The organism is Kaistella flava (ex Peng et al. 2021) (assembly GCF_015191005.1).
Lineage (GTDB): Bacteria > Bacteroidota > Bacteroidia > Flavobacteriales > Weeksellaceae > Kaistella > Kaistella flava.
Map to the genome: position 1 here is coordinate 97,786 of NZ_CP040442.1, position 26,161 is coordinate 123,946.

Annotated in this window: 23 protein-coding genes; 12 read left to right on the forward strand and 11 right to left on the reverse strand. The window is 34.8% G+C overall.

Translation table 11 applies throughout. The annotated features are described in order from the left end of the window. Nucleotides 1-96 precede the first annotated feature (96 nt). Entirely contained in the window at nt 97-2,964 is a 2,868-nt protein-coding gene (locus Q73A0000_RS00410) for an alpha-amylase family glycosyl hydrolase (RefSeq protein WP_193812125.1), read from the forward strand. Nucleotides 2,965-3,141: 177 nt separating this feature from the next. On the opposite strand, the gene Q73A0000_RS00415 is transcribed toward Q73A0000_RS00410, so the two are convergent. The 3 genes from Q73A0000_RS00415 to pfkA form a co-directional block, all read right to left on the reverse strand. Further along, nucleotides 3,142-3,975 carry an oxygenase MpaB family protein gene (locus Q73A0000_RS00415; protein ID WP_410504135.1) on the reverse strand — a complete coding sequence of 278 codons (834 nt, stop codon included), beginning with the start codon at nt 3,973-3,975 and terminating at the stop codon, nt 3,142-3,144. Nucleotides 3,976-4,733: 758 nt separating this feature from the next. Continuing rightward, entirely contained in the window at nt 4,734-5,738 is a 1,005-nt protein-coding gene (gene gap / locus Q73A0000_RS00420; RefSeq protein ID WP_193812127.1) for a type I glyceraldehyde-3-phosphate dehydrogenase, read from the reverse strand. Nucleotides 5,739-5,771: 33 nt separating this feature from the next. Then, nucleotides 5,772-6,758, reverse strand: a complete 987-nt coding sequence (pfkA, locus tag Q73A0000_RS00425; protein ID WP_193812128.1) for a 6-phosphofructokinase — start codon at nt 6,756-6,758, stop codon at nt 5,772-5,774. Between the two features lie 164 nt (nt 6,759-6,922). On the opposite strand from pfkA, the gene Q73A0000_RS00430 reads away from it, so the two are divergent. The 4 genes from Q73A0000_RS00430 (at nt 6,923) to Q73A0000_RS00445 (ending at nt 11,785) form a co-directional block, all read left to right on the forward strand. Then, nucleotides 6,923-7,279, forward strand: a complete 357-nt coding sequence (locus Q73A0000_RS00430; RefSeq protein ID WP_193812129.1) for a hypothetical protein — start codon at nt 6,923-6,925, stop codon at nt 7,277-7,279. Nucleotides 7,280-7,368: 89 nt separating this feature from the next. Further along, a complete protein-coding gene (locus Q73A0000_RS00435; protein ID WP_193812130.1) occupies nt 7,369-9,753 on the forward strand; it encodes a TonB-dependent receptor in 2,385 nt (794 codons plus the stop codon). Nucleotides 9,754-9,765: 12 nt separating this feature from the next. Next, complete coding sequence (locus tag Q73A0000_RS00440) at nt 9,766-10,323, forward strand: hypothetical protein (protein WP_193812131.1); 558 nt, start codon at nt 9,766-9,768, stop codon at nt 10,321-10,323. Nucleotides 10,324-10,450: 127 nt separating this feature from the next. Then, entirely contained in the window at nt 10,451-11,785 is a 1,335-nt protein-coding gene (locus Q73A0000_RS00445) for a trigger factor (protein WP_193812132.1), read from the forward strand. Between the two features lie 269 nt (nt 11,786-12,054). On the opposite strand, the gene Q73A0000_RS00450 is transcribed toward Q73A0000_RS00445, so the two are convergent. From Q73A0000_RS00450 to Q73A0000_RS00460, 3 genes are read right to left on the reverse strand one after another with little or no spacing between them, the layout of a single operon-like run. Further along, nucleotides 12,055-12,699, reverse strand: a complete 645-nt coding sequence (locus tag Q73A0000_RS00450) for an MgtC/SapB family protein (RefSeq protein ID WP_193812133.1) — start codon at nt 12,697-12,699, stop codon at nt 12,055-12,057. A gap of 24 nt (nt 12,700-12,723) precedes the next feature. After that, nucleotides 12,724-13,308 (reverse strand): DUF3109 family protein, encoded by a 585-nt coding sequence (locus tag Q73A0000_RS00455; protein ID WP_193812134.1) that lies wholly within the window; start codon nt 13,306-13,308, stop codon nt 12,724-12,726. A gap of 9 nt (nt 13,309-13,317) precedes the next feature. Continuing rightward, nucleotides 13,318-14,223 carry a DUF6427 family protein gene (locus Q73A0000_RS00460; RefSeq protein WP_193812135.1) on the reverse strand — a complete coding sequence of 302 codons (906 nt, stop codon included), beginning with the start codon at nt 14,221-14,223 and terminating at the stop codon, nt 13,318-13,320. A 42-nt stretch (nt 14,224-14,265) separates the two neighbouring features. Here Q73A0000_RS00460 and Q73A0000_RS00465 point away from each other — a divergent pair, with 42 nt between their 5' ends. Continuing rightward, nucleotides 14,266-14,502, forward strand: a complete 237-nt coding sequence (locus tag Q73A0000_RS00465) for a hypothetical protein (RefSeq protein ID WP_193812136.1) — start codon at nt 14,266-14,268, stop codon at nt 14,500-14,502. 71 nt (nt 14,503-14,573) lie between these two features. Here Q73A0000_RS00465 and Q73A0000_RS00470 read toward each other — a convergent pair whose 3' ends face one another. The 5 genes from Q73A0000_RS00470 to Q73A0000_RS00490 form a co-directional block, all read right to left on the reverse strand. Next, the gene (locus Q73A0000_RS00470; RefSeq protein ID WP_193812137.1) at nt 14,574-15,008 is read right to left on the reverse strand and encodes a universal stress protein; all 435 of its coding nucleotides are present in this window, start codon (nt 15,006-15,008) and stop codon (nt 14,574-14,576) included. Nucleotides 15,009-15,067: 59 nt separating this feature from the next. Then, nucleotides 15,068-15,676: a fumarylacetoacetate hydrolase family protein gene (locus Q73A0000_RS00475; protein ID WP_193812138.1), complete on the reverse strand. Its 609-nt coding sequence runs from the start codon at nt 15,674-15,676 to the stop codon at nt 15,068-15,070. 33 nt (nt 15,677-15,709) lie between these two features. Further along, complete coding sequence (locus Q73A0000_RS00480; protein WP_193812139.1) at nt 15,710-16,285, reverse strand: hypothetical protein; 576 nt, start codon at nt 16,283-16,285, stop codon at nt 15,710-15,712. A 19-nt stretch (nt 16,286-16,304) separates the two neighbouring features. After that, a complete protein-coding gene (locus tag Q73A0000_RS00485; RefSeq protein ID WP_193812140.1) occupies nt 16,305-17,069 on the reverse strand; it encodes a 3'-5' exonuclease in 765 nt (254 codons plus the stop codon). Nucleotides 17,070-17,142: 73 nt separating this feature from the next. Next, a complete protein-coding gene (locus Q73A0000_RS00490) occupies nt 17,143-17,859 on the reverse strand; it encodes a CDP-alcohol phosphatidyltransferase family protein (RefSeq protein WP_193812141.1) in 717 nt (238 codons plus the stop codon). Nucleotides 17,860-18,064: 205 nt separating this feature from the next. Between Q73A0000_RS00490 and Q73A0000_RS00495 the strand changes: the two genes are divergently transcribed. From Q73A0000_RS00495 to Q73A0000_RS00520, 6 genes are all read left to right on the forward strand, one after another. Further along, on the forward strand, nt 18,065-19,990 hold the full coding sequence (locus tag Q73A0000_RS00495; protein WP_193812142.1) for an LTA synthase family protein: 1,926 nt from the start codon (nt 18,065-18,067) through the stop codon (nt 19,988-19,990). A 140-nt stretch (nt 19,991-20,130) separates the two neighbouring features. Beyond that, nucleotides 20,131-20,550 carry a DUF2147 domain-containing protein gene (locus tag Q73A0000_RS00500; protein ID WP_193812143.1) on the forward strand — a complete coding sequence of 140 codons (420 nt, stop codon included), beginning with the start codon at nt 20,131-20,133 and terminating at the stop codon, nt 20,548-20,550. Nucleotides 20,551-20,666: 116 nt separating this feature from the next. Then, nucleotides 20,667-21,650 carry a pyruvate dehydrogenase complex E1 component subunit beta gene (locus Q73A0000_RS00505; protein WP_193812144.1) on the forward strand — a complete coding sequence of 328 codons (984 nt, stop codon included), beginning with the start codon at nt 20,667-20,669 and terminating at the stop codon, nt 21,648-21,650. 107 nt (nt 21,651-21,757) lie between these two features. Further along, nucleotides 21,758-23,752, forward strand: coding sequence for a KUP/HAK/KT family potassium transporter (locus Q73A0000_RS00510; protein WP_193812145.1), 1,995 nt, complete (start codon nt 21,758-21,760; stop codon nt 23,750-23,752). A gap of 77 nt (nt 23,753-23,829) precedes the next feature. Further along, complete coding sequence (locus Q73A0000_RS00515; RefSeq protein WP_193812146.1) at nt 23,830-24,303, forward strand: Fur family transcriptional regulator; 474 nt, start codon at nt 23,830-23,832, stop codon at nt 24,301-24,303. Then, entirely contained in the window at nt 24,303-26,039 is a 1,737-nt protein-coding gene (locus Q73A0000_RS00520; RefSeq protein ID WP_193812147.1) for an OstA-like protein, read from the forward strand. Before Q73A0000_RS00515 ends, Q73A0000_RS00520 begins: the two co-directional genes overlap by 1 nt. The last annotated feature ends 122 nt before the right edge of the window (nt 26,040-26,161 follow it).

Below are 26,161 nucleotides of genomic sequence, written 5' to 3' on the forward strand. Positions count from 1 at the left end.
TATTTAAGGTTCAATTTTCATTATTAATGAAAGTTTAAATATTCAGTGCTTCATCCTTAAGTTTTAGTATTTTTACATTCTTAAAATAATTGAATCATGAAATATTTTTACACGCTATTTTTAGCCTTAATGCTTCCGATTTTTGGGGTTGCACAGCAGGTTATTACGTATTCTGTAAATCCGGCTACTTTTGAAGAAACTGAGGCGATTACCGTAACCTTTACTGTTAATGAGAATAGTTTTGGAGTGGCAAGTTCGCACGCACTTTATCTTTGGGCATGGTCTTTTGACTCTAATAATGTTAATGCAGACAGTCCAACAAACGGAACCTGGACAGCTTCTAATGCAGCGAATAAATTGACATATGTATCAAGTTCTGCAGGAGTGGGAACTTATACTTTTTCCATGAACACTGTAAAATCTTTTTATGGGAACAGAGCCAATGCACTTTCTAAAATAGGATTTCTGGTAAAAACGGTTAACGGCGGAATTCAGTCTCAGGATATTTTATTGAACGTTGGCAAATTTCAGTTTAATTTAACCAATCCAATCCAAGGAAGTACGAATGTAGTTACTTCTGGGACGATTCTAAATATTAAAGGAACATCAACTTTAACTGCGAATTATGTGGTTAAAGCAAATGGGACTTCAGTTTACACAAGTGCTTCTGCATCTACAACATTAAATTTCCCTTATACCGTAACTCAAGATGCGACAATGGAAGTTATTGCAACAGATGCAGCTTCTGGAACAGTGGTGAGCAAATCATTTACGGTTGCACTTTCAATTCCGGTACAAACTGCTGCGATTCCTTCTTATATGAGACAAGGTATTTCTTACGATCCTGCTGATCCAACCAAAGTTGGTTTGGCGATTTATGCTCCTTTTAAAGCGTACGTTCATGTCATCGGAAGTTTTAATAACTGGGCAGTTAGCGCTAATTATTTAATGAAAAAAGACACTGCGAATCCCGACCTATATTGGTTAGAAGTTACAGGTCTTACTCCGCAGCAAACCTATACTTTTCAATATAGAACGGCAGACGGAATTAAAGTAGCTGATCCTTATTCGCCCTTAGTTTTATCACCAGATGATGATCCATGGATTAACCAATATGCCAATGTTTACCCAAATCTTCCGGCTTATCCTGCGGGACAAAGTTTTGATGTATCTGTCATTCAAACTTCAAAACCAACTTATAACTGGACGATTACTAATTTTAATAAACCTGCAAAAGAAAACTTAATCGTTTATGAATTGTTGGTGAGAGACTTTACCACTCAGAAAACTTGGCAATCTCTTATCGATAAAATGTCTTATTTAAAATCTTTGAATATCAATGCGATAGAATTAATGCCAGTGATGGAATTTGATGGAAATAATTCTTGGGGTTATAATACTGGATTTCATTATGCTTTAGATAAAGCGTACGGAACTCCAGAGAAATTTAAAGAGTTTATTGATCTTTGCCACCAAAATGGAATTGCCGTAATTCTTGATGTTGCCTTAAACCACGCTACCGGAAGAAGTCCAATCGAAAGAATGTGGATGATCGATCCAGATGGAGATGGTTACGGTGATCCTGCGGCGAATAACCCCTATTTTAATCAAGTTGCAAAACATTCTTATAGTGTATTTAATGACTTTAACCACTCTACTTCTGCGACGAAATATTATGTAAACAGAGTTTTGGAGCAATGGATTAAAGAATATAAAGTGGATGGTTTCCGTTGGGATTTAACCAAAGGATTTACACAGAATTGTACAGCAGGAGACGATGCGTGTACCAATGCTTATCAACAAGATCGTGTTAATATTCTGAAAGGTTATGCCGATAATCAATGGAGTTATGATCCGACTTCTTACATTATTTTCGAACATTTAGGAACTGATTCTGAAGAAGCGCAATGGGCAAATTATAAAGTTGCCGAAGGAAAAGGCGTGATGATGTGGGATAAGGAAACAACTCCTTACAACGAAAATACAATGGGATTTGCTCCAAGCAGTAATTTTAACAGAGTGAATTATCAAGCGCATGGCTTTGCTCAAAGAAGAGCAATGAGTTATGGTGAAAGTCATGATGAGGAAAGATTGATGTACAAAAACATTACTTTTGGTGGATCTGCAGGTAGTTATAATGTTAGAGATTTAGCAACTTCACTCCAAAGACAAAAAGCTTATGGCGCAGTTTTCTTAACAGTTCCTGGGCCGAAAATGATTTGGCAGTTTGCAGAATTAGGTTTTGATAAAAGTATTTATACTTGTGAGAATGGAACTGTAAATACGGAAACTGATGCGACTCCAGGAGATTGTAAATTAGATCCGAAACCGTCAGCGTTTGGATTGGCTTACGATGTAGATGCTGCCAGAAAATCGGTTTATGATACTTGGGCAAAAATTCTGGCGTTGAGATTATCGAATGACGTTTTCAATACGACAACGTTCACCGTCGAGTCTGGAAACTTAATGCCGAGAATTTTTATCAATAATGCGACAAGTTCAAGTGCTTTAAAGAATGTTGTTGTTTTGGCCAACTTTACTTTGGCTTCTCAAAACATTGTTCCAGACTTTCCTTACACTGGAAATTGGGTGAATTTGATGGATAACAGTTCGCTTTCAGTAACGAGTACTATTACGCCGATTACGATTGAACCGGGAGGTTTCAGAATTTTCGGAAATGCGGCGGCCTTAGGAACTGATGAAGTTGTTGGGAATAAAAGTTCAGTTTCTTTGAGATTGACTCAAAATCCGGTAACCAATGGAAATGCAACTGTTCGTTATACCAATGCGAAAAACGGAACCATTGCGATTTATGATCTTGCAGGAATTTTGGTTAAAACTGTAAAAGCTTCTAAAGATAATGGTGATGACACGATTTCTACCAACGGATTAAAATCTGGGATTTATTTAATTCAATTAAAATCTGATAAAGGAGTTGCAGTAACAAAAATGATTGTGAAATAATTTCCTTTGAAATATATTGAAGAACGGTTCGCTGAAAAAGCGAACCGTTTTTTTGTTAAACTAGTTTAGATTTTGAACTGGATTTAAGCATCAATAGGAACGGGCTTTTACCTGTTTATAGAGTGATAGAATTCATCTTGCTTTAGTCAAAACCTATAAGATTAATTATTGTATTTATTAATAATGAAAATCGTTCGGCGTATGTTTAATATAATCTACCAAAACTTTCCGCTGTTGTTCATCTCCCATTTCTACCAACTTTTGATATTTGGTAGAATTGCGTAAATAGATTTTTTGAAAGATTTTATTTCCTCTCAAAACGATGTTTGGGAAAACTAAAAATGCTTTTGCAGGTTTTGGAATTTGAAGTCTTTCATTAATTTCTTCATCCAATAAAAACCAATTCATACTTTGATGAAGATTTTTCAATATTTTTCTTTGAAAGGAATGTTTATAAATGGTGTTTTCTAAATTCTCTTTGAGTAATGCTTTTGCTAATTGAACTGAATCATCATCGCCTTTGTCCTGAATTGTGGTCCACCAATAAAACTGTTCAACAGCTTGCTGCCGATTATCGGGCAAGTAGTCAAATGGAATTCCTAAGAGATAACCGATGTATTTCCAAAGATGAAATAATCCTTCTTCTTCCTCATCGGAAATAATGATTCCCAATTTTTTTAAACCTTGCATAAACACCAATGAAAATCCAGTGTACGTTGCAATCATATCCCAGGAATTAATCGGTTCGCCCCAATTCTCATAATCCCAGTTTTCTGTTTTTTCTGTAATTTTTAAACGGGCATAAGAATGCATCAACCTTGTTCTCACAATTAACTGATACGCTTCTGAATTTTGTTTTAAAGCGTTTTCCCGCGTGACATTAACCCAGAATTCCAAAGTGTCTTTTAAACGTTTTACAGCGCCTTTTTTTAAAGCTTCGGTGAAGATTAAAGGTTTGCTGATGTAAGCGAAATCATAACCGCCCATCAAAGTGAAATCACGAAGAATCATTAAACCGTTGGCTCCAGTTCTCATGCAGAATCTCGCGCCTTTGTTGGCCAAGTTTTCATCGAACCAATCAGGGATTTCCTGTAATTCAAGAAATAGTTTTTTTACATTTTCAGGTGCATTATCATTTTCGGAAATTGGTTGTGTTGAATATTTTTGAATTAAAGCACTCGCTTCTTTGTATTTGAGTTTCAGATAAGTTTCCTTCACGACTTCATCTCCCAGTTCATCGACTTGATGATAGAGTGGAGCGTAGTTTTGAAAAGTTTGAAAGTTGGGAATTATTTCTGCCCAATCGAGTAGTTCTTTTCCGTTTCCTTGTTTCCAGAAGTTTTTGAAGTGAGTGGTGTTTTGGAATTTTGGTGTCATAGTTTATATGGCTGAAGAGTTTTTTTTCACGCAAAGTCGCAAAGTTTTTTTAATTCATCGTGCTGAAATTACGAGCGCAAACCTGCCTGCCGGCAGGTAGGGGCGCTTCGCTTCGCAAAGTGAAAACTTGTTTTATCAATTAAATTAGTTTTTAACTTTATTAAGATACGCATTTCTTTTATCAATTTTTAAACCAATATTGTTGTTATAACTGTCTTGCAATAGGGATAGGAGTGGAAATCCTTTTTTGTAAAAAAAGATTGCAACGGATAGCCCGACCCGAGCGGCTGGAAAAGCAAGGCGAGGGGATTGCCCAAATTATCATACAAAAAAACCTCCCGAAAATTCGAGAGGTTCCTATTACTAATTGCTTATTAACAATTGCTTATGTTCTATAGAGAAGCAGAATGTACCAACAAATCAGCTAATTTGTTAGAGTATCCCATTTCGTTGTCATACCAAGAAACGATTTTCACGAATTGTGGAGACAACATGATTCCAGCGTCTTTATCGAATACTGAAGTTCTCTTTTCACCTACGAAATCCTGAGAAACTACCGCATCTTCGGTGTAACCTAAAATTCCTTTTAGTTCACCTTCTGATGCAGCTTTCATTGCCTGACAGATTTCTTCGTAAGAAGTTGGTTTTTCTAATCTTACGGTTAAGTCAACTACAGAAACGTCTGCTGTTGGTACTCTGAAAGACATTCCGGTTAGTTTTCCGTTCAAAGCAGGAATTACTTTTCCTACTGCTTTTGCAGCACCTGTAGAAGATGGAATGATGTTGTTCAAAGCAGAACGTCCACCTCTCCAGTCTTTTACTGAAGGTCCGTCAACTGTTTTTTGAGTCGCAGTAGTTGCGTGAACTGTAGTCATTAAACCTTCAACGATTCCGAAGTTGTCGTGCATTACTTTTGCAATCGGCGCCAAACAGTTGGTTGTACAAGAAGCGTTAGAGAAAATTTTGATATCGTCTGTCAATTCTTTGTGGTTCACACCCATTACAAACATTGGAGTGTCATCTTTTGATGGAGCAGAAAGAACTACTTTTTTCGCACCAGCATTGATGTGAGCTTGAGCAGCTTCTTTAGAAAGGAATAAACCTGTAGATTCTACGATATATTCTGCGCCTACTTCGTTCCATTTCAAGTTGTTAGGGTCTCTTTCAGCAGTTACTCTGATTCTTTTTCCGTTAACAATAAGGTCATTTCCTTCTACAGAAACTTCACCTTTAAATTCACCATGTACAGAATCATACTTTAACATATACGCCATATATTCGGCATTGATAAGGTCATTGATTCCAACTACCTGGATGTTTTCTCTTTCGGCCATTGCTCTGAAAACAAGACGACCAATTCTACCGAATCCGTTGATTCCTACTTTGATTGTTGACATAATTTTTATTTTAAAATTAGATTTGTTGTTAATTTAAATTGAGAGAATTTCTGAAATTTTCAGCAGATCCTGATCGATTTCATTGTGTTTTTTTACGGCTTCATCTATGGCGGTGTAAACCATTCTGTTGGACTTCATTCCGACCATCATATTGGTTTTGCCATCCATTAATCCAATAACGGCACCGTAACCCAATCTGCTCGCCAACACACGGTCTGCACAACTTGGTGATCCACCTCTTTGGATGTGGCCTAAAACGGCAACGCGAATATCATAACTCGGGAAACCGGTTTGGGTCGCTTTGGCGATATCATAAATACTGCCCAGTTTTTCACCTTCTGCTACCACGACGATACTTGAAGCTTTTCCAGCTTTTTCTGCTCTTTCAAAAGTGGCAAAAAGTTCTTCGATACTGTCTTTCTTTTCTGGAATTAAAATACCGATTGCGCCTGTTGCTAAACCACTGTTTAAAGCGATAAATCCTGCATCACGACCCATAACTTCCACGAAGAAAATTCTGTTGTGAGAAGTTGCAGTATCTCTGATTTTATCGATAGCTTCCATGGCAGTATTCAAAGCCGTATCGTAACCAATGGTATTATCGGTACCGAAAATATCATTGTCGATTGTTCCTGGAACACCTATGGTTTTGATTCCAAACTCTTCGTTGAAAACTTTAGCACCTCTGAAAGTTCCGTCTCCACCGATACAGACCATTCCGTCGATACCATGTTTCTGACAATTTTCAAAAGCTTTTTTTCTTCCTGCCGCTGTTTTAAATTCTAAGGAACGGGCGGACTTTAAAATCGTACCTCCTTCAGTAATAATGTTTTTCACGGAGCGAGGGCCCATTTTTGTAAAATCATCATTGATTAAACCGTTAAAACCTTCTCTTACTCCGTAACATTCTATCTTGTAGTGACTTGCTGTTCTTACAACGGCTCTTAGCGCTGCGTTCATTCCTGGTGCATCTCCACCTGAAGTGAGAACCACAATCTTTTTCACTGCACTTTCTTTCATAGTTAAAAATTTCAGCACAAATTTACAAAATCTCTGTCAATTATGTAAGGCTTTATGATATGAGATTTAACCGTTTTTATAATTTTGATTAATATCATTTTTTCATTATTAAAGGTTAAAGTTTATTTTTTTTTCTTTTGTTTTAAAAATCCTAAATTTGCAAAATGTTGAGAAATAGAAAGAGTCAGAAATTTTTAGCATCGCTGTTTACGGCGGTCTATCTTTTCGTGGCTTTATTTTCTCAAAGTTTCCACGATCATGGAAGTGGCGAAGTATTTAAAGATTTTCACTTTACCAAAGCTGAAAAGACTTTTACAAAAACAACTGATGCCGCTCATTACTCAGATTGTCTTTCTTGCCATATTTTGCATGAAGGAAAATATGTAAGTGTTCAGGATTTTTTCTTTTCAGCAATTTCAATTGAAGATTTTCATTTAGAAATTTTTAGTGCTGAAAGAACTTTTCGTCCGCTTGCGCTCTTTAATTTCCAGTTACGGGGTCCGCCTTCGTTTTTCATTTAAACCAGCTTTATTTTTCGAAATGAATAATAAATAATTGATTTTCAGTTTTTTATTTATTCGTGTTTTTTTTATTCTTAAACTTAATTTAAATGAAATTTACTTTAAATATCATCGCAATCTTTTTTGGATTGCTATTAGCAAACGCACAAACTACTTTTACGATCAAAGGAAAAGTGATTGATTATCACGATAAAACTCCCTTAAAAAGTGCCACAATTACTATTGGAAAATCAACTGAAGTTTCAGATGCCAATGGGAATTTTACTTTTAAAACTTTACATAAAGGAAAATATACGCTTATCGCCAACCATCCCGATTGTAATCCAATAACTGAAGAATTAAATGTTAATAAAGATGCTGAAATTACGCTTCAGCTTGAGCATCATATTGCCGATATCGAAACAATTACGCTTCATGGAACGCATAAAAATGCCAATTCATTGATTGTGAAATCCTTGGATAGAAGTGAAATCGACCGAAATTCGACGGAAAATTTAGGAAATATCTTGTCCAGTATTTCAGGTGTTGGTGCGTTGAAAAGTGGAAACAATATCGCGAAACCAATTATCCACGGACTTTACGGAAGCCGGGTTCCAATTATTAATAACGGCGTAAAAATGGCCGAACAGGAATGGGGCGTTGAACATGCGCCGAATATTGACGTTAATCAGTTTGATCACGTTGATGTGATTAAAGGAGCTTCAGCTTTAAAATACGGAAGTGATGCGATCGGCGGAGTAGTTGTTTTGGAACCAGCGGTTTATAAAAGAAAAGATACTATTCAGGGAAATGTAAATCTTTCGGGAATCTCGAATGGTCAAGGCGTTGGACTTGGAATCAATTTATTGAAAACGTGGGAAAATGGTTGGGCTGTAAAAACGACGGGTGGATTTAAGAAATTGGGTGATTTAAAAACTCCAGATTATAACTTGATGAATACTAGTTTGCAAAATCAATCGTTCAGTTTTACCGTTCAAAATAATACTTACTTACAGGGAATCTCTTTTGATTACAGCGTGACTGATTCTGAAATTGGAATTTACAGAGGTTCTGATTTAGGGAATTTAGAAGATTTTTATAAAGCTTTGACGTCGGATATTCCGATTTACCAGAGAGATTTTTCTTATTCGATTAACAATCCAAAACAGGATGTTCAGCATCATATTGCCAAGATTTCTGCTTTTAAAAGATTTGAAAATCTGGGGAAAGTTTCTGTCGATTACAACTTTCAATACAATCATAGAAAGGAATATGATGTGAGAAGAGGTGAGTTGGCTCAAATTCCGTCTTTGGATTTGGAACTGTTTACGAATCAAATTAATATCAATGATTTTATCGAGCGCCAAAACTGGAGTTTAGAAACCGGAATAGATTTGAAATATCAGTTTAATTATTCCACGCCGGAAACTCAGGCCAGAAGATTGGTTCCAAATTATGATCAATATGCGGGCGGCGTTTATTCAGTTTTTAAATATAAGTTGACTCCACACTTAAATGCAGAAGCAGGATTGCGATATGATGTTACGAAATATGAAGTAAAAAAATGGTACGATTTAAGCGATTGGGAAAATCTGTATGCAAATGATTTTTCACAGTTTTATGTGAAGACTGATGGAAATCGAGTTTTCACCAAACCGAATTTGACTTATAAGAATTTATCTTTTAATGCAGGTTTAGATTATCAACCTTCAAAGAATTTTGATGTAAAATTGAATTATGCGAAAGTTGGAAGAACGCCAAATATTGCTGAACTTTTTGCTGATGGATTGCATCATTCCGCGGCGATTATCGAAGTTGGAAATATGGGCATTAAAAATGAAGATGGAAACCAATTTAATTTAAATATCGATGGAAAAGTAAATGTGCTAGATGGTTTGAGAGTAACCGTAAATCCGTATTTATTCATTACTAAAAACTTCATCACTGAAATTCCAACTGGAATTCAGAATACGATTCGTGGTGTTTTCCCGGTTTGGTCTTATAAACAGATCGATGCGAAAATGTACGGTTTAGATGTTGACGCGCAATTGAAATTGAACGATCATTTTGAATATCATGGAAATTACTCTTATATTAATGGACACGATCAAACCAACGATCAACCATTAATAATGATGGTTCCAACGAATTTTGCCAACAGTTTAGAATTTAAAAATGAACATTGGAGAAATTTCTATTTCAAAGTTCAGCAGAAAACGTTCTTGCACCAAAAAAGATTTCCTCTTTACAATCCGACTATTAATATTTTCGAAAATGGAGTAGAGGTTGAGAAAACTTTAGATCTTTCTACACCGCCGCCGACTTATACTTTATGGAGCGTGCAAACTGGTTTTGATTTTAATAAACATTTCTCTGCAGGACTAAATGTGACCAACCTTTTTGATACGAATTATAAAGATTACCTAAACAGAATGCGTTATTTCTCTTATGAAATGGGCAGAAATATTATTTTCAATATTAAATATAACTTCTAAAATTCTTTAAAAATGAAATCATTAATTAAACTAAAATATATCGTCTTTTTATTAATTGCAACGTTTACATTAAGCTGTAGCCGCGCCGATGAAGATGAAGATGTTCTTTCCCAAGAAGATATTTCAAATATAATTTTGAATGTAAAAGACGATGCCACCGGAATTACAACTACTTATAATTATACGGTCAACTCCACAACGAATCCAGACATTAAATTAACTGACGGAAAAACGTACACCGTAAATGCTGTTTTCTTAAATGGAAACGAAGACGAAACAGAAAGCATCAAAGAAGCGAAAGATGAACATTTCTTATTATTTGATTTTCAGAATTCCAATATTGGTTTAGAGAGAATCGATGATGAATCTTCTACCAACAGTGATGGAATTAAAATTGGATTAAAAACTAAATGGACCGTAAATAAAGCCAAGGACGGCGTAAATCCGCAATTGATTTTAACGGTAATTCACGATCCTGTATCGGTTAATGTGGGCGAACCTGGAAAAGAATTCGGTTCTGTAATCGGTGGCGAAACCGATGCGATGGCGACTTATTCAATTTCAAACTAAAAGACTTTAAATCAAAATAAAGGAAGAAAATTTTCCATCCTTTCGGAATCGGGAAAAGAAAATTTTTCCTTTTAATTAATCAAAAAAAAATTCCTATTTTTGCAACCTAAATTTTCAATACATTAAAATGAACGTTACAGCGACCAACCACGATGAAGTAAGTGCGTTACTTACAGTTACATTAGATAAGTCAGATTATAAAGATAAAGTTGAAAAGCAATTAATCAACTACGCAAAAAATGCACAAGTTCCTGGATTTAGAAAAGGGAAAGTGCCATTGAGCATGGTGAGAAAGCAATATGAAGCGGGAATCGCTTTTGAAGAAATCAACAAACAAGTATCAGAAGCCTTGAACAATTATGTTACTGATAACAAATTGAGATTGGTAGGTCAGCCGGTTCCACAACCAGTTGATGCAATGGATCACCATGCAGAACAACTTTCAGTTGGTTTTGAAGTTGGATACGAACCGGATTTCACTATTGATTTAGCGAAATACGAAGCACCTCATTTTAAAGTAGAAGCTTCTGAAAAAGAAATCAACCAAAGTATCGAAAACATGCAAAAGCGTTTTGCTGAGCAAGTTCCTCAAGAGGCAATCGGTGATGATTCTACTGTTGCTTTAGAAATTAGCCAGGTGATTGAAGAAGGAGCGGAAGGTGAACATAACCACGCGCCAAAAACGATTACTATCGATGCTACTAAAAAAGCAGCTTTCGAATTAGTGAAAGCTTTGAAAAAAGACGAGTCAGTAAAAGTTTCTAAAGCAGATTTAGCGAAAAACGAAGAATTGGCTAAAGAATTAACTTTCAGCCCGGAAGAAGTTGAGCATTTACACCACGACCAAATCGAGGTTAAAGTAAAAGATTTCTTCGGCTTAAACTTAGCAGAATTAAACGAAGAGTTATTCGACAAAGTTTACGGTGAAGGAACAATCAAGTCTGAAGAAGAATTGAAAGAAAAAGTAAAAGCTGAATTGGATGAATATTTCCAACAAAATGCTGATGTTCATTTCGTAAATAAAGTATTGGCTCAAATCAACGAAAAAGAAGAAGTTAAACTTCCTGAAACTTTCTTGATCAAATGGTTAATGTTTAGCAATGAGCACGTAACTTCTGAAGCGCAAGCAAAAGAAATCTTAGAAGCAGAAAAAAATCAGTTGAAATATCAAATCCTTGAAGGGAAATTGATGAATGACAACGAGATCACTTTAGATTACGCAGACGTTTTAGGACAAGCTGAGCAATTGGTAAGAAATCAATTAGCGATGTACGGAATTCACCATTTACCAGACGAAGAAGTACAGAAATATGCTGCTGATATGTTGAAAGATCAAGAGCAAGTTCGTCAGATTTCTTCTGAAGTAGGAATGGCGAAATTGAAAGACGTTATCTTGGAAAAAGCAACTAAAAAAGAAACCAAAATCTCTCACGATGAGTTTTTGGAAGAATTGAAAAAGTAATTTTTTCTTATAAATATAAAATCCGTCTCGTTAATTCGAGACGGATTTTTTTGTTTTAAAATTAAATACTAATGACACAAATGTTTGCATTAATGCCACAAATTGGAAATCACGGTAGATTCATTATAGAGTTAAACACGAATTGCAATCATGTTTGCACTAATGGCAAAAATTTGAAATCACTTTAGATTAACTATTAAGTTTAGGCGTAAAAATTTAATAGTGAGATTCGTGAGATCATTTGTGTCATTCGTGTTTAAAAAACCTAATCAATAACTAAAAGAAGCTATATTTTTATTTTGAATGAGATAAGATTCCAGTTCTTCAATCTGCTTGTTGTTGATATGAAGATCAAGTGTTATAAACAGGAATTCGCCATGTTTCTCTAAAGCAATTTCGAACGCTACTTTTGAAATCTTTTTGATATCACTGACGATCGATTTTTTTTGATCAACGTTTTCAACCGGAATTTGAAATTTTAAAATTTTATTATGATGATAAGAAACAAAATTCTGCGTGAATAATTTGGCAACATAAATCACAATCAAAGCGCTTATCAGAAAAGTAAAGGCGATAAAGATTTCACCAAATCCAATCGACATTCCTATGGCGGCTGCAATCCAGATAATTCCTGCAGTGGTTAAACCATACACGCTAAATCCTTCTTTGAAAATAACGCCTGCTCCCAGAAAACCAATTCCACTCACGATGTAAGATGCAATTCTGGTTGGATCCCCAGTTCCTGCCAGTTTATAAGACAGAATAGAGAAGAGCGTTGAGCCCAGACAAATGATCGTAATCGTTTTCAAGCCCGCAGATTTATCTTTCATTTCGCGTTCTAATCCCAAGATTAATCCGGCAACTAATGAAATGACTGCTTTGTAAATATCTAAAAGTTCAAAATGTTCTGACATTTTTTATTTAAAGGTATTCATTTTCTACGAACCGTACTCCGCTTTCCACTCGTCGGCTGCATCACATAAAGTTTGATACCATTCCTCACCATATTTTCGGATGAGTGGCGTCTTTACAAATTTGTAAATAGGAACTTTTAATTCTTTTCCTAAAGCACAGGCATCGCTGCAGATTTCCCATTTGTGATAATTCAGTGCCGTAAACGTTCTGTATTCATCGACACGAATAGGATAGAGGTGACAAGAAATTGGCTTTTGCCAATCAACTGCGCCGTCTTCGTACGCTTTTTCAATCCCGCATTTGGTGATTCCTTTCTCATCAAAAATCACATAAGCACATTCTTTTCCTTCCACCATCGGCGTTACATAATCGTTATCGCTCGGATCCAGAACCCAGGCTCCCTGCTCTTCGATGGCTTTTACACCTTCGGGTCTAAGATAGGGTTTAACCTGGTCGAAAATTCTTTCGAGTATTAACGTCTCGTTTTTGTCCAAAGGAGCTCCTACGTCACCTTCAACGCAGCACGCGCCTTTGCATTTGCTGAGGTTACACACAAATTCTTCAGAAAAGATATCTTCAGAAATTAATTTATCGTCAATTTGAATCATGTTGTTATATTAAAAAAAATTAAAATAAGTAGTGAGTTTAAAAATAAGCAGCGAAATAATAATAAGCCATAAACCGGCTTCCTGCATCCAGTACTTTTTAGTAAAACGAAGCATTCTGCTTAAAATAATAGAAGTTGGTAAAGCCAGTAAAAGTAAATATTCAAAAGTTTTTCCCATGTAAAGAACAATCGTAATTAATTGTGTTAAAGAGAAAACCAGTAGAAAAGTATATTTGAATCTGCTCGTGGGGCTTTTTTTATTAAAGTTTTTAAAGTGATCCATTACGGCATGAATCATTAAAAGGGCGATTGGAAGCAACCATAAAAGATTATCGAAATGCGGCTGTAATTTAAACCCAGTAAAAGGAAAATAGGCCGGATTCCAGGAATTCATATTAAGGAAATAGGCAATTCCAAAATAGGTAAGTGCGACCAATAACATTCCGAAAAACAATCTGAAAATGTGCAGTCCAATTCGGTCAGAAGTTCCGATAATATGGAAAATAACGAAAATAGACATTGGCCAGGTTGTAGGAAGAAAGATGAAATTAAGCGCTAAAATTGATCCTACTAAAATGTAAGAAAAATTACGAACCGAAATATTATCATTGGTTAACAGCAGCAAAATAATCGAATTGGTGAACAGCGAAACGGCAATTCCAATATCCAGATCTCCCGGATATAAAGCAAAAATAAAAGCGGTGTATAAAAAAAGAGGCAGATGCGTTTGATAATTCAGCGCAACTGCATTAAAACAAAAGTATCCTAAAGCAACTCCGGCAAAAGTTATTGCGGCTGAAATTAACTCTAAAGTATTGAAGTCTAATATATTAAAGCTAATTACTATTAAAAGAAGAATCCCAATGTAAACAGGAACTGAAAAAATATTGCTTTCTTTTGAAAGTAATCGAAACATTTTTTATAAATTTGTGCAAAGTTAATTTAAAAAAGGAAAATAATGACGTCTTTCTTCTTATTCTTAAGCAGTGTGTTTAAATGGTCGTTCGGATTTTACGATGCGGTAGGTAATGTATTCAACTGGATTTTATTTTTGGTTGCTACATGTTTGTTTTGCTACTGGGTTTATGTTTTATTGGTCACATTAGGTGGGGATAAAGACAAAGAGTATTTCTCTCCAACAGAAGGGCATCATCCTTATTACGACCCAAAAATTCATAGAAAAGAAAGTAAATAATTGATATAGGATTTACAATAAAAATCCCGAAATTTTCTGAATTTCGGGATTTTGTATTGTTTAGATTTTAGTTAATGGATAGGAATTACGAGTACTGGAATCGGCGAACGTCTTGTTAATTCTTTTGTTAAACTTCCTACAAAAACGTCGTACATATTGCTTCTTCCGTGAGATCCCATTACGATATAACCCGCTGTTTTATCCTTTGCATATTCCAGAATAATATCTCCTGCAACTCCTTGCTTTAGTAAATGCTCACAATCTACACCTTGTGCAATAATACGTTGCTCCAGTGCATTCAGCTGAAAAAGCTCTTGTTTGATTTCGTTCTGCTCAACTTCCGGGAAATATTGAAATCCCATATCGCCAATTGCAAAACCAATATCGGAAGGTGCCACGTGAATTAGGCAAATCTTTCCGTTGGCTTCTTTTGCAAATTTTACTGCTCCCTCCACTAATTTGTCAGTAGCTTCAGAAAAATCTACAGGTAGAATAATGTTTATCATGATGTTTAATTTTTGTTGAATAAAGTTACAAATATTTACTGACACCGTCAACTGTGACGCTACTGGATTCGTAAATCAAAAACTTTTTGATCCTCTAAGAAAGCTTCCAGGATATCGTTTTCCGAAACTTTGCCAACGCCTTTTGGTGTTCCTGTAAAAATTAAATCTCCAACTTTTAACGTAAAGTACTGAGAAACAAATGCGATGATTTTTTCCGGTGAGAAAATCATTAATGAAGTATTTCCATTTTGAACTTCCTGTTTATTTTTCACTAAAGAAAAGTTGATATTTCTCATATCATAATCCTCTTTTTTATAAAACTCAGAAACGACTGCGCTGCCATCAAATGCTTTGGATAATTCCCACGGAAGTCCTTTTGCTTTCAATTGACTTTGCAAATCTCTGGCTGTGAAATCAATTCCTAAACCGATTTCTTCATAATGTTTATCAGCGTTTTCTTCCTGAATATATTTTCCTCCTTTTGATATTTTTAAAACGACTTCTAATTCGTAATGAACGTCATCAGAAAATTCAGGAATATAAAAGTCGCTTCCTTTTTTTAAAACTGCCGTGTCCGGTTTCATAAAAATAACGGGACTTTCCGGGATTTCATTTCCGAGTTCCTGAGCGTGTTCTGCGTAATTTCTGCCGATGCAAATGATTTTCATGTTTGATTTAATTTTTAATGTGTAAGTTTTTATCTAAGGAATTAAACCTCTAAAATAGCCATTTCCATATTCGAAACTTTTTTCAGGCCCGTAATCTTTCTGAATTTTTAAATCTATTTTTCCAAAAATACTGTCGCCTGATTTGTAATTCTCTTTGTTTAAAACTAAATGTTGCAAGTGTACTTTACTATATTCATTGTTATCAAAAGTAGAGGGACTATCAGTATAAAAATAGGGTTCAGTATTAAATCTACCTTTTAATAATCTTAGATTATAGCCACCTCCACTAAATCCATCACCAGAAATAAACTGAATTATTAAAAATGGTCCTTCAAAGTAGATATTGCAATGATGATAATTAAAGTCTTGTATTTCTGTTGTGCGCTCATCGAATGAAAAAATGATATTATTTGTATATTTATTCTCTTTATTCATCGTCGAAAAATGACTAATTTTTTGATTATCAATTTTTCTATAAACTGAATTTTTAGAAATATTGTTATCTATTGTGATAGCATCCCACTTCATAAAATATTGAAAAAGCAGATAAACAAAACCTAGAATTATAATACCTACAAAAATTTGAAATATTTTATTTAAAATTTTCATCGATTTGCTTTTCCAGTTTTTAAAACTTACTTCTCAATTGAATTCCCGTCAAAACTTTCTTTGTATACAAAGGAAAATCAGCATTCTGAATCCATCCATAATAACCTAAATCTTTTTGGAAAACTTCTTTCACTTTTTGTCCTTTGTATTTTCCGAAAGTGAAGATTTCTTTTTCTTCTTTATCAAAAGCGATGAAACCTGCCAAATCAGCAAATTTATGATGAGAAGAAATTTCACTTAAACTCGCGATATCGTTCGGTAATTCGTCGTAATGTCCAACTTGTGCATCTAAAACTTCGAAAGTCGCCAAAACATCTGCTTCTGCTGAATGCGCATTGACTAATTCTTTTTTACAATAAAATTGATAAGCCGCTGTTAAATTTCTCGGTTCCATTTTGTGGAAAATCGTTTGTGCATCGACTAATTTAAATTTACTTAAATCGAAATCGAATCCTGCTCTCAATAATTCTTCCGCCAAAAGTGGAACGTCAAAACGGTTAGAATTAAATCCGCCCAAATCAGTTCCTGAAATCATATCCATTACTTTCGACGCAATTTCTTTAAATGTTGGAGCATCTTTTACTCTCTCATCCGTAATTCCGTGAATCGCTGAAGTTTCGGGCGGAATCGGCATTCCAGGATTAACCAACCAGGTTTTACTTTCTCGTGAAGAATCAGGATTCACTTTTAGAATAGAAATTTCAACGATTCTGTCTTTGGCAACTTGTATTCCTGTGGTTTCTAAATCAAAGATACAAAGAGGTTTATGTAGTTTTAAATTCATTGTTTATTTTTTGTACGGACATGTCATGACTTGTCCAAATGTGTTATTTAATAGTAGAAGTTTGAATGTGTTTTTACGCTTTCAATTGTTTTTGAAAAATCACCGATATCAAAATATAATACAACATCGCTAATGGAATTCCCACTGTTTTAAAAATGATTAAAAGGATTATTACCCCAATCAGCAAAGCGACTTTCGGATAATTGTCTTCCAGTTTCATCGATTTGAATTTCAACGAAATCATTTTAATCGGACTTACTAAAAGCCATGATAAAATAATCGTGATTAGAATTAAATATAAAGGATTTTCAAAAATCATTTTAAAACTTTCATTTTCTAAAAAAGCGTAGTATAATCCGAAAATTAGAATAGTGTTTGAAGGTGTATTTAATCCTTTAAAGTAATAAGTCTGTTCATCATCTAAATTAAAAATCGCTAATCGTAGACAAGAAAATAATGTAACTAAAATTCCGATATATTTAATTTCGAAAGGAAGATCCAGTCCGAATAATTGGTTGCCAAACGGTTCTAATGCTTTGAATAGTACAAGTCCAGGTAACAAACCGAAACTCACCATATCAGCCAAAGAATCCAGTTGTACGCCAAGTTCAGAATTTGATTTCATAGCGCGGGCGATAAATCCATCGAAGAAATCTAAGATCAAAGAAAGGATAATGCAAATCGCAGTGGTTTGATAATCACCATTAATTAAATGGATTACTCCAACACTTCCCGAAAATAAATTGCCGAGCGTGAAAGCATTCGCCAAATTGTTCTTGATAAAATTCATCTGTAAATTTCTATTTTTTTAAAGTTTAAAATGAAACATCTTTAAATTAAAGAGTAGGCTATAGGCACTTTTGTCCCGATGTTTCATAATTACAAAAGTAAGGTTTTTATTAAAATTAATTTTCAGAGTTTTTAGAATAGGAAGCGGAATGATTTAAAATTCTAAAATAGTGTAAATTTGCATCCTAAATTTGAACAAAATATTAATGAAAGAAATTAGATTTCAAGAGATTTTTGCTTTACTATACCGAATATTCCTCGCCTTTTTTTTCTATCAAATTGCGCGATTTCTCTTTTGGTTTTTTAATAAAGATTTAATTGCGGTTGACAGCGTTTCAGAATATCTGAATTTGGCTTATCGTGGAATTGCATTCGATACGACTGCGATTTTATATGTGAATTCACTTTTTATTCTTTTGAGTATTATTCCAATTGTTATTAATACAAAGAAATCTTACCAGAAATTTTTGTTTTATCTCTATTTCATTACCAATGGAATTTCCTACGGAATGAATTTCGGTGATTTCGTGTATTTTAAATTCTCCCAAGCCAGATTAACTACCGCCGCAATGAACGTTGCACAGCATGAAAGTAATATTGGTAAAGTTTTTTTATTGTCTATTGTGGAACATCCTTTTGTGATTGTTTGGTTTGCAGTTTTGATGATTCTCTGGATTTTCCTTTATAAAAAAGTAAAAGTCATTTGGAGAAAACCTGTGAAATTAGTTCCTTATTTTATTTTTTCAGTATTGACTTTATGTATAACTGCTTTATTGGTTGTTGGCGGAATTCGAGGCGATTTTAAACATTCAACCCGTCCAATTAATTTGGTTGATGCGAACCGACATATTACCAAACCGGCACAGGCAAATGTAGTTCTGAATAGTGTTTTTTCTTTTTTCAGAACAATGAATACCAATAATTTCCAGGAAGTTCATTTTGTGGATCAGAAGTTTATTGATGAAAATATTCATCCTTATAAATTATATACTCGGGAAGAGGTGGAACCAAAACCGAATGTGGTGATTTTCATTCTTGAAAGTTTTGGGAAGGAATATTCCGGTGCTTTTAATAAAGATACGAAGATTAAAGATTTCGTTTCTTACACGCCATTCTTCGATAGTTTAGCGACGAAAAGTTTAATTGCAACCAATGCTTTTGCCAATGGAAGACAATCGATTCACGGAATGAGTTCGGTGTTGGCGGGAATTCCAAGTTTGAAAGATGCGTTTACAAGTTCGCCCTATTCAAATCAGAAAATACAGTCAATCGTTTCTGTTGCCAATGATATGGGTTATGATACCTCGTTTTTTCATGGTGCGCCAAACGGATCGATGGGCTTTTTAGGTTTCGGAAATATCTTAGGTTTTAAACATTACTACGGAAAAACGGAATATAATAATGATGCTGATTTTGATGGAATTTGGGGAATTTGGGATGAGCCATTTTTTCAATATTTTGCGAAAACTTTGAATACCAAGAAATCTCCTTTTATGGCGACTTTGTTTTCTGTTTCATCGCATCATCCATTTAAAGTTCCTGAAAAATATCAAGGTAAATTTAAAAAAGGACCACTGGAAATTCATGAACCGATTGGTTATACCGATTATGCTTTAAAACAATTCTTCAAAACCGCGGAGAAAATGCCTTGGTTTGAGAATACGATATTTGTGCTCGTCGCCGATCATACCAATCAGGTTGGTTATCCCGAATATGAAAAATCGATGAACAGGTTTGCAATTCCTATTCTATTTTATTCTGCAAATCCAAAATATCATCTACAAGGAGAAATCACCGAGCCTGCTCAACAGATTGATATTTACCCAACTTTAGCAGATTTAATGGGTTATAATAAAAAAATAAGAAGTTGGGGAAGAAGTTTGGTTTCCGATAAAAAGGACGATTATATCATCGTGAATTCTGATTCCATCAACGATCAATTTATAATTGGGAATTATATTTATCTCTTTAATGGAAAAGAAGTTACCGGGATTTATAATATCTCCGATAAAGGTTTGGAGCAAAACCTCATTAACAAAGTGAAAAATTCGGAAATTGAAAAAGGAATTCTTTTAAGCAAAGCTTGGTATCAAGATTATATGAATCGGGTGATCAATCGTAAATTAGATTAAATTCAGAATTTTATTAAACCGTTGTTTAGTTTTTGAGATTTTGGCAGTGCTTTTGCCTATTATGATATGAATAGTTAAAAGTTTGGTGTTTAACTTTTTTTAATTACTTTTATCAAACTAAAAAATTAAACAATTTTACAATGAAGAAAATAATTTTCAGTTTTGTTGCTTTATTATTCGCAACACTATCTTATGCCCAAATTGAAGGGAAATGGAAGACCATCGATGATGAAACCGGACAGGCTAAATCTATTGTAGAAATTACCAAAAAGCCAGATGGTAAATATTACGGTAAAGTAATCCAACTTTTGATTAAACCTGAACATGCAAATTGCATCGATTGTAAAGATGACCGTAAAGACAAACCTATTTTAGGGATGGAGGTTATTAGAGGAATGAAAAAAGATGGTAATGAATTTACAGGTGGAACTATTACCGACCCAAAAACAGGGAAAACTTACAAATGTAATATCACCCGTGATGGTGACAAACTGAATGTAAGAGGTTATGTAGGATTCTCATTAATCGGAAGAACACAAACCTGGCACGCAGTTAAATAGTTTTCTAAACATAAACTTGACAAAAAGCATCTTTTCGAAGATGCTTTTTTAATGCGATCATGTACTGTACTTAGCGAAAAAATCTTTACTTTTGTACTTTAATTTTTTAATAAATCATGAAGGAATATACTTTTAGAGAAGTGATTGCACAGGCAATGAGTGAAGAGATGCGAAAAGATGAGTCCATTTTTTTAATGGGTGAAGAAGTCGCAGAATACAACGGTGCTTACAAAGCTTCTAAAGGAATGCTCGATGAATTCGGAGCTAAGAGAGTAATTGATACTCCAATTGCAGAACTCGGATTTACTGGGATTGCCATCGGTGCAGCCATGAATGGAAATAGACCCATTGTAGAATATATGACTTTCAACTTCTCGTTGGTAGGAATTGATCAGATTATTAATAATGCTGCGAAAATCCGTCAAATGAGTGGAGGACAGTGGAATTGCCCAATCGTTTTCCGTGGTCCAACAGGATCTGCAGGTCAATTGGGAGCAACACACTCTCAGGCTTTGGAATCTTGGTTTGCCAATACTCCAGGTTTAAAAGTAGTGGTACCTTCAAATCCTTATGATGCAAAAGGTTTATTAAAAACTGCAATTCAGGACAATGATCCGGTAATTTTCATGGAGTCTGAACAAATGTATGGCGACAAAATGGAAATTCCAGAAGAAGAATATTATATCCCAATCGGGAAAGCTGATATCAAAAGAGCAGGTACAGATGTCACTTTAGTTTCTTTCGGTAAAATCATGAAGATGGCGATGCAAGCTGCTGAAGATTTAGAAAAAGAAGGAATCTCTGTGGAGGTAATCGATTTAAGAACGGTTCGTCCTTTAGATTACGATACAATTTTAGAATCAGTGAAGAAAACGAACAGATTGGTTATTTTAGAAGAAGCTTGGCCGTTAGGTTCAATCGCAACTGAAATTACTTATATGGTTCAACAAAAAGCATTTGATTATCTTGATGCTCCTATTAAGAGAATCACAACACCAGATGCTCCGGCACCTTATTCAGCGCCATTATTTGCTGAGTGGTTCCCGAAACTGGAGAAAGTAAAAGAAGAAATAAAGAACGCTTTATACATTAAAGCTTAATAGATAAAAACTCTCGAAAGAGAGTTTTTTCATTTTTGTATTAATTTTCAGAAAAAACCTTTTCATAATTAGTTTTTAATCTAAATTTACACCATAAATTTTATTCAATGTCAGAAACAGTAGAAGGAGGTCAACATATTAATACCCGAAAACTCACCACAATTGGAGTATTGGTTTCTTTGGGAATCGTCTTCGGCGATATCGGAACGTCTCCTCTTTATGTGATGAAAGCCATTGTGAACGCAAGAACCAATGGTGGAAATATGCCTTTTGATGAATATATAGAAGGAGCACTTTCCTGTATTATCTGGACACTAACATTGCAAACCACCGTAAAATATGTCATGATTGCACTGCGTGCAGATAATAAAGGAGAAGGTGGAATTTTGGCGCTTTTTTCTCTCATTAAAAACATTAAAAAAGGTTGGCTTTACCTCATTGCGATGATAGGCGCTTCCGCATTAGTGGCAGACGGAGTTATCACGCCTTCCTTAACTGTAATTTCTGCAATTGAAGGTCTAAAGATTTACAATCCACATACGCCGGTTGTATTAATTACTTGCGTCATTCTAATCATCATTTTTACTGTTCAACAGTTTGGAACGAACTCGATTGGTAAATTATTTGGTCCTGTAATGGTTATTTGGTTCCTCATTTTAGGAGGTTTAGGATTATCACATTTAGTTGATGACATTAGTATTTTAAAATCATTCAATCCTTATTATGCCTATAAATTAATTGTGCATTCGCCAAGTGCGATCGTGATTTTAGGCGCCGTTTTTTTATGTACTACAGGAGCGGAAGCTTTGTATTCGGATCTAGGTCATTGCGGTGCGAAAAACATCCGAGTGAGTTGGATTTTCGTGAAAGTAATGTTGATTTTGAATTACCTTGGCCAGGGCGCGTGGGTTTTGAAAAATTATGATGCCGTTCATAATAATGGCATTAATCCTTTTTTTGGTGTAATGCCAGATTGGATGCTAATTCCGGGAATTGTCGTAGCTACAGCCGCAGCAATTATTGCCAGCCAGGCTTTAATAACAGGATCTTTTACCATATTTTCAGAAGCTATTTCGCTTAATTTTTGGCCCAATCAAGAAATCGATTATCCTTCCGGTGTTAAAGGTCAAATGTATATTCCCAAAATTAATTGGGGACTTCTGGTATTATGTTTAATAGTGGTTTTACATTTTAAAGAATCCGGTAGAATGGAAGCCGCATACGGTTTATCCATAACGATAACAATGTTAATGACCACAATTTTACTTGCTTTTTGGTTATTTAAAAAGCGGGTCAACAAATTTGTTATTTTAGGCTTCGGATTAATTTATTTATCCATAGAACTTGGTTTTTTCAGTGCAAATGTTATTAAATTTTTTGAAGGAGGATGGATTACCGTTGTCTTAGCCGGATTTATTGGTGTATGCATGTACGCTTGGTATAACGGAAGATTGATCAAAGCAAAGTTTATTACGTTTGTGAAATTAGATAAATATGTACCGGTAATCAAAGAAATGAAACTGGATGAATCTATCCCGAAATATGCAACCAATCTGGCTTTCTTAAGCCGTGCAAAAAGAAAGGATGAAGTAGAAGCCAAGATTATCTATTCTATTTTGCGGAAGCAGCCGAAAAGAGCAGATCATTATTTTATTCTCAATATTTTTAATCAGGAAGATCCGTATACCTTTAAATACACCATCGATGAAATTATGCCTGGTACTATTTACCGAATTAATTTCATGCTCGGATTTAAAGTAGACCGTCGAATTAATGATTATTTTGACCAAGTTTTAGAAGACATGATGGAAGAGGGAATTATTCCGTCTCGAAGCAGTCATCCTTCACTTCGCCATTTTAATGTGCCACCAGATTTAAAATATGTGATTATTGACAATACGTACATCAATGATACTTTGTTGACAGTTAAAGAAAAAATCACGCTCAATATTTATAATTTCGTGAAATATATGGGTAGTGACGACTTCAAAGCTTGGGGAGTTTCTGCCCACAATGTGGTCGTAGAATCTGCACCTTTACTGGATCAGAAGAGTATAAACAAAAAAATTCAGCAAGTAAGTTTTCACCGATTCGATTCCTAAAATAATAGAAAACGTAAGGATCTTCTAGAAAGGACCGTTAATAAAAAATTCGGTAAATTTGCACATAATAATTTTTAATGGACGCTAAACAAAAGGAACTCAATCTTTCAACAATTAAGGAGGTTTTAAAACAATATCTTCAGCGCAAAGGTTTTAGAAATACACCAGAACGCTATACTATTTTGGAGGAAATTTATAATATGGAACATCACTTCAATGTTGATGATTTGTATCTATTGATGATGCAGAAGAAATACCATGTTTCCAAAGCGACCATTTATAATACCATCGAAATATTTTTAGATGCCGGTTTAATTAGAAAGCATCAGTTTGGTGAAAAAACGATGACTTCTTCATCTTACGAGAAATCATACTTCGATAAACAACATGACCATTTGGTGATTTATAAAAAGGATTCCGATAAAGAAATTCAGGAAATCATCGAGTTTTGTGACCCAAGAATTCAAGGGATTAAAGAGTCAATTGAAGCAGCATTTGGCGTAAATATTGATTCACATTCACTTTATTTTTACGGAACCAAAAAGGATTAATGAAAAGACTTCTTGTTTTTTTTCTCTTCATCACTGTCAATGTTTTTGCGCAGATCAATACCCAACCTAATCAGGCTTTGGTTAAAGATCCTTTTTTTAACAATGCACCAAAAAATGCTCCTACAGAAAAGGTGAAATTAATTCATTCCGATTTCTTTCAAAAAGCTTTAGATAAATACGATGGTAATCCTTATTTTTCTGGAAATGTGCAGTTTGCGCATCAAGGTTCTGTATTGACTGCCGATGAAGTTATCTTTTATCAGGAACAGAATTTTGTAAAAGCAATCGGTAATGTAAGACTTCAAAATGCCGACGGTTCAGTAATTACTTCTGGTGAAATGGAATACGACGGAAATACCCAAAAAGGAATTGCCTGGAAAAATGTATTGCTGACCGATCCAGGACAAACTATTAAAACCGAAACTCTTTACTACGATCGACTTTCAAACAAGGCTTATTTCAATACAGGCGGTACCATTACCAAAGATGGAAACGTCATGTTCACCAAAGTTGCGACTTATGATTTGAACAGTAGAATCATTGATTTTACCGGAAATGTAAAAATCGATAATCCTGAATACACCGTCGAAGGTGTGAATATAGTTCAGAATCAAAATACCAATACCGCGACTTTTAACGGCGCTACAACCATTACCAATAAAAAGAATCCAGGCAATCTTATTTATACAGAGAAAGGAACTTACAATATGAATTCCAAGGAAGTTTATTTAAAGAAAAATTCCAGGATTCATTATAACGGAAAGATCTTAACTGGCGACGATTTATACTTCAACCAAATCACTGGTTTTGGAACGGGAAAAGGAAATGTTACGTTACGTGATCCTTTAGAAAAACGTTATATGAAAGGTGGCTACGGCGAAATCTACGAAAAGAAAGATTCCGCAATGATGACCGATAAACCTTACGCTGTGAAGATTTTAGAAAAAGATTCAATGTACTTTTCGGCAGACCGAATTTTGGCTTATCAGAAAGTTGATGAATCAAATCCGCTCAAGAAAAAAAGTTTCCTGCGTGCTTATAAAAAAGCCAGAATGTTCAAATCCAATATTCAGGTTAGAGCAGATTCTTTAAGTTTTAATGAAACTGATGGAATCATGCATCTCGACGGAAAACCAATTGCCTGGAGTGGTGAGAAACAAGTAACGGGAGATAAAATAGAAGCCTATTTTGATACCGAAAAAGAGTTCATAGATTCCTTAAGAGTGATCGGAAATGCTTTCGCCATCAGCAAAGCAGATTCTTTAAATAACAAAGATGAATTCAACCAAGTCAAAGGAAAATTGATGACGGTTTATTATAAGAATAACGAAATCACGCTGGCAAAAGTGATCGGCAACGCACAATCAATTACGTACGCCGACGATCAAAACGAGAAGACCAAGCAAGAAGAGAGAATCGGTGTTGCAATTTCCACTTGTGGAACAATTGAAGCTGAATTCGAAGATCGAAAAATTCAGATTATTTCCTGTAATATCGGAGCCAATACCGAGATTTATCCCATGAGTTTAATTTCGCGTGAACAAAGATTTTTCCCAGATTTCAACTGGAATACCAAAGACCGACTTCATACCTGGAAGGATATTTTCGTAGAAACACCAAATTATCCAGAAACGAAATACGAAGCTGACGACGCTCTTTACAACGCTGCTCAGAAATCAATTGATGATGAGAAAGCGAAAGAAGAAGCTAAGAAACCGAAGAGAGTTCGGAAATAATTTTTTTATTTGGGCGCCTTTTTCCGCCTTCCGTTCCCGCTTTTTTGCTGCTCTTCGTTACGCAAAAAGAGCTCCACTCAAGTCGGGGCGCAACACTAGATTGTAATAAAACATTTTCACAA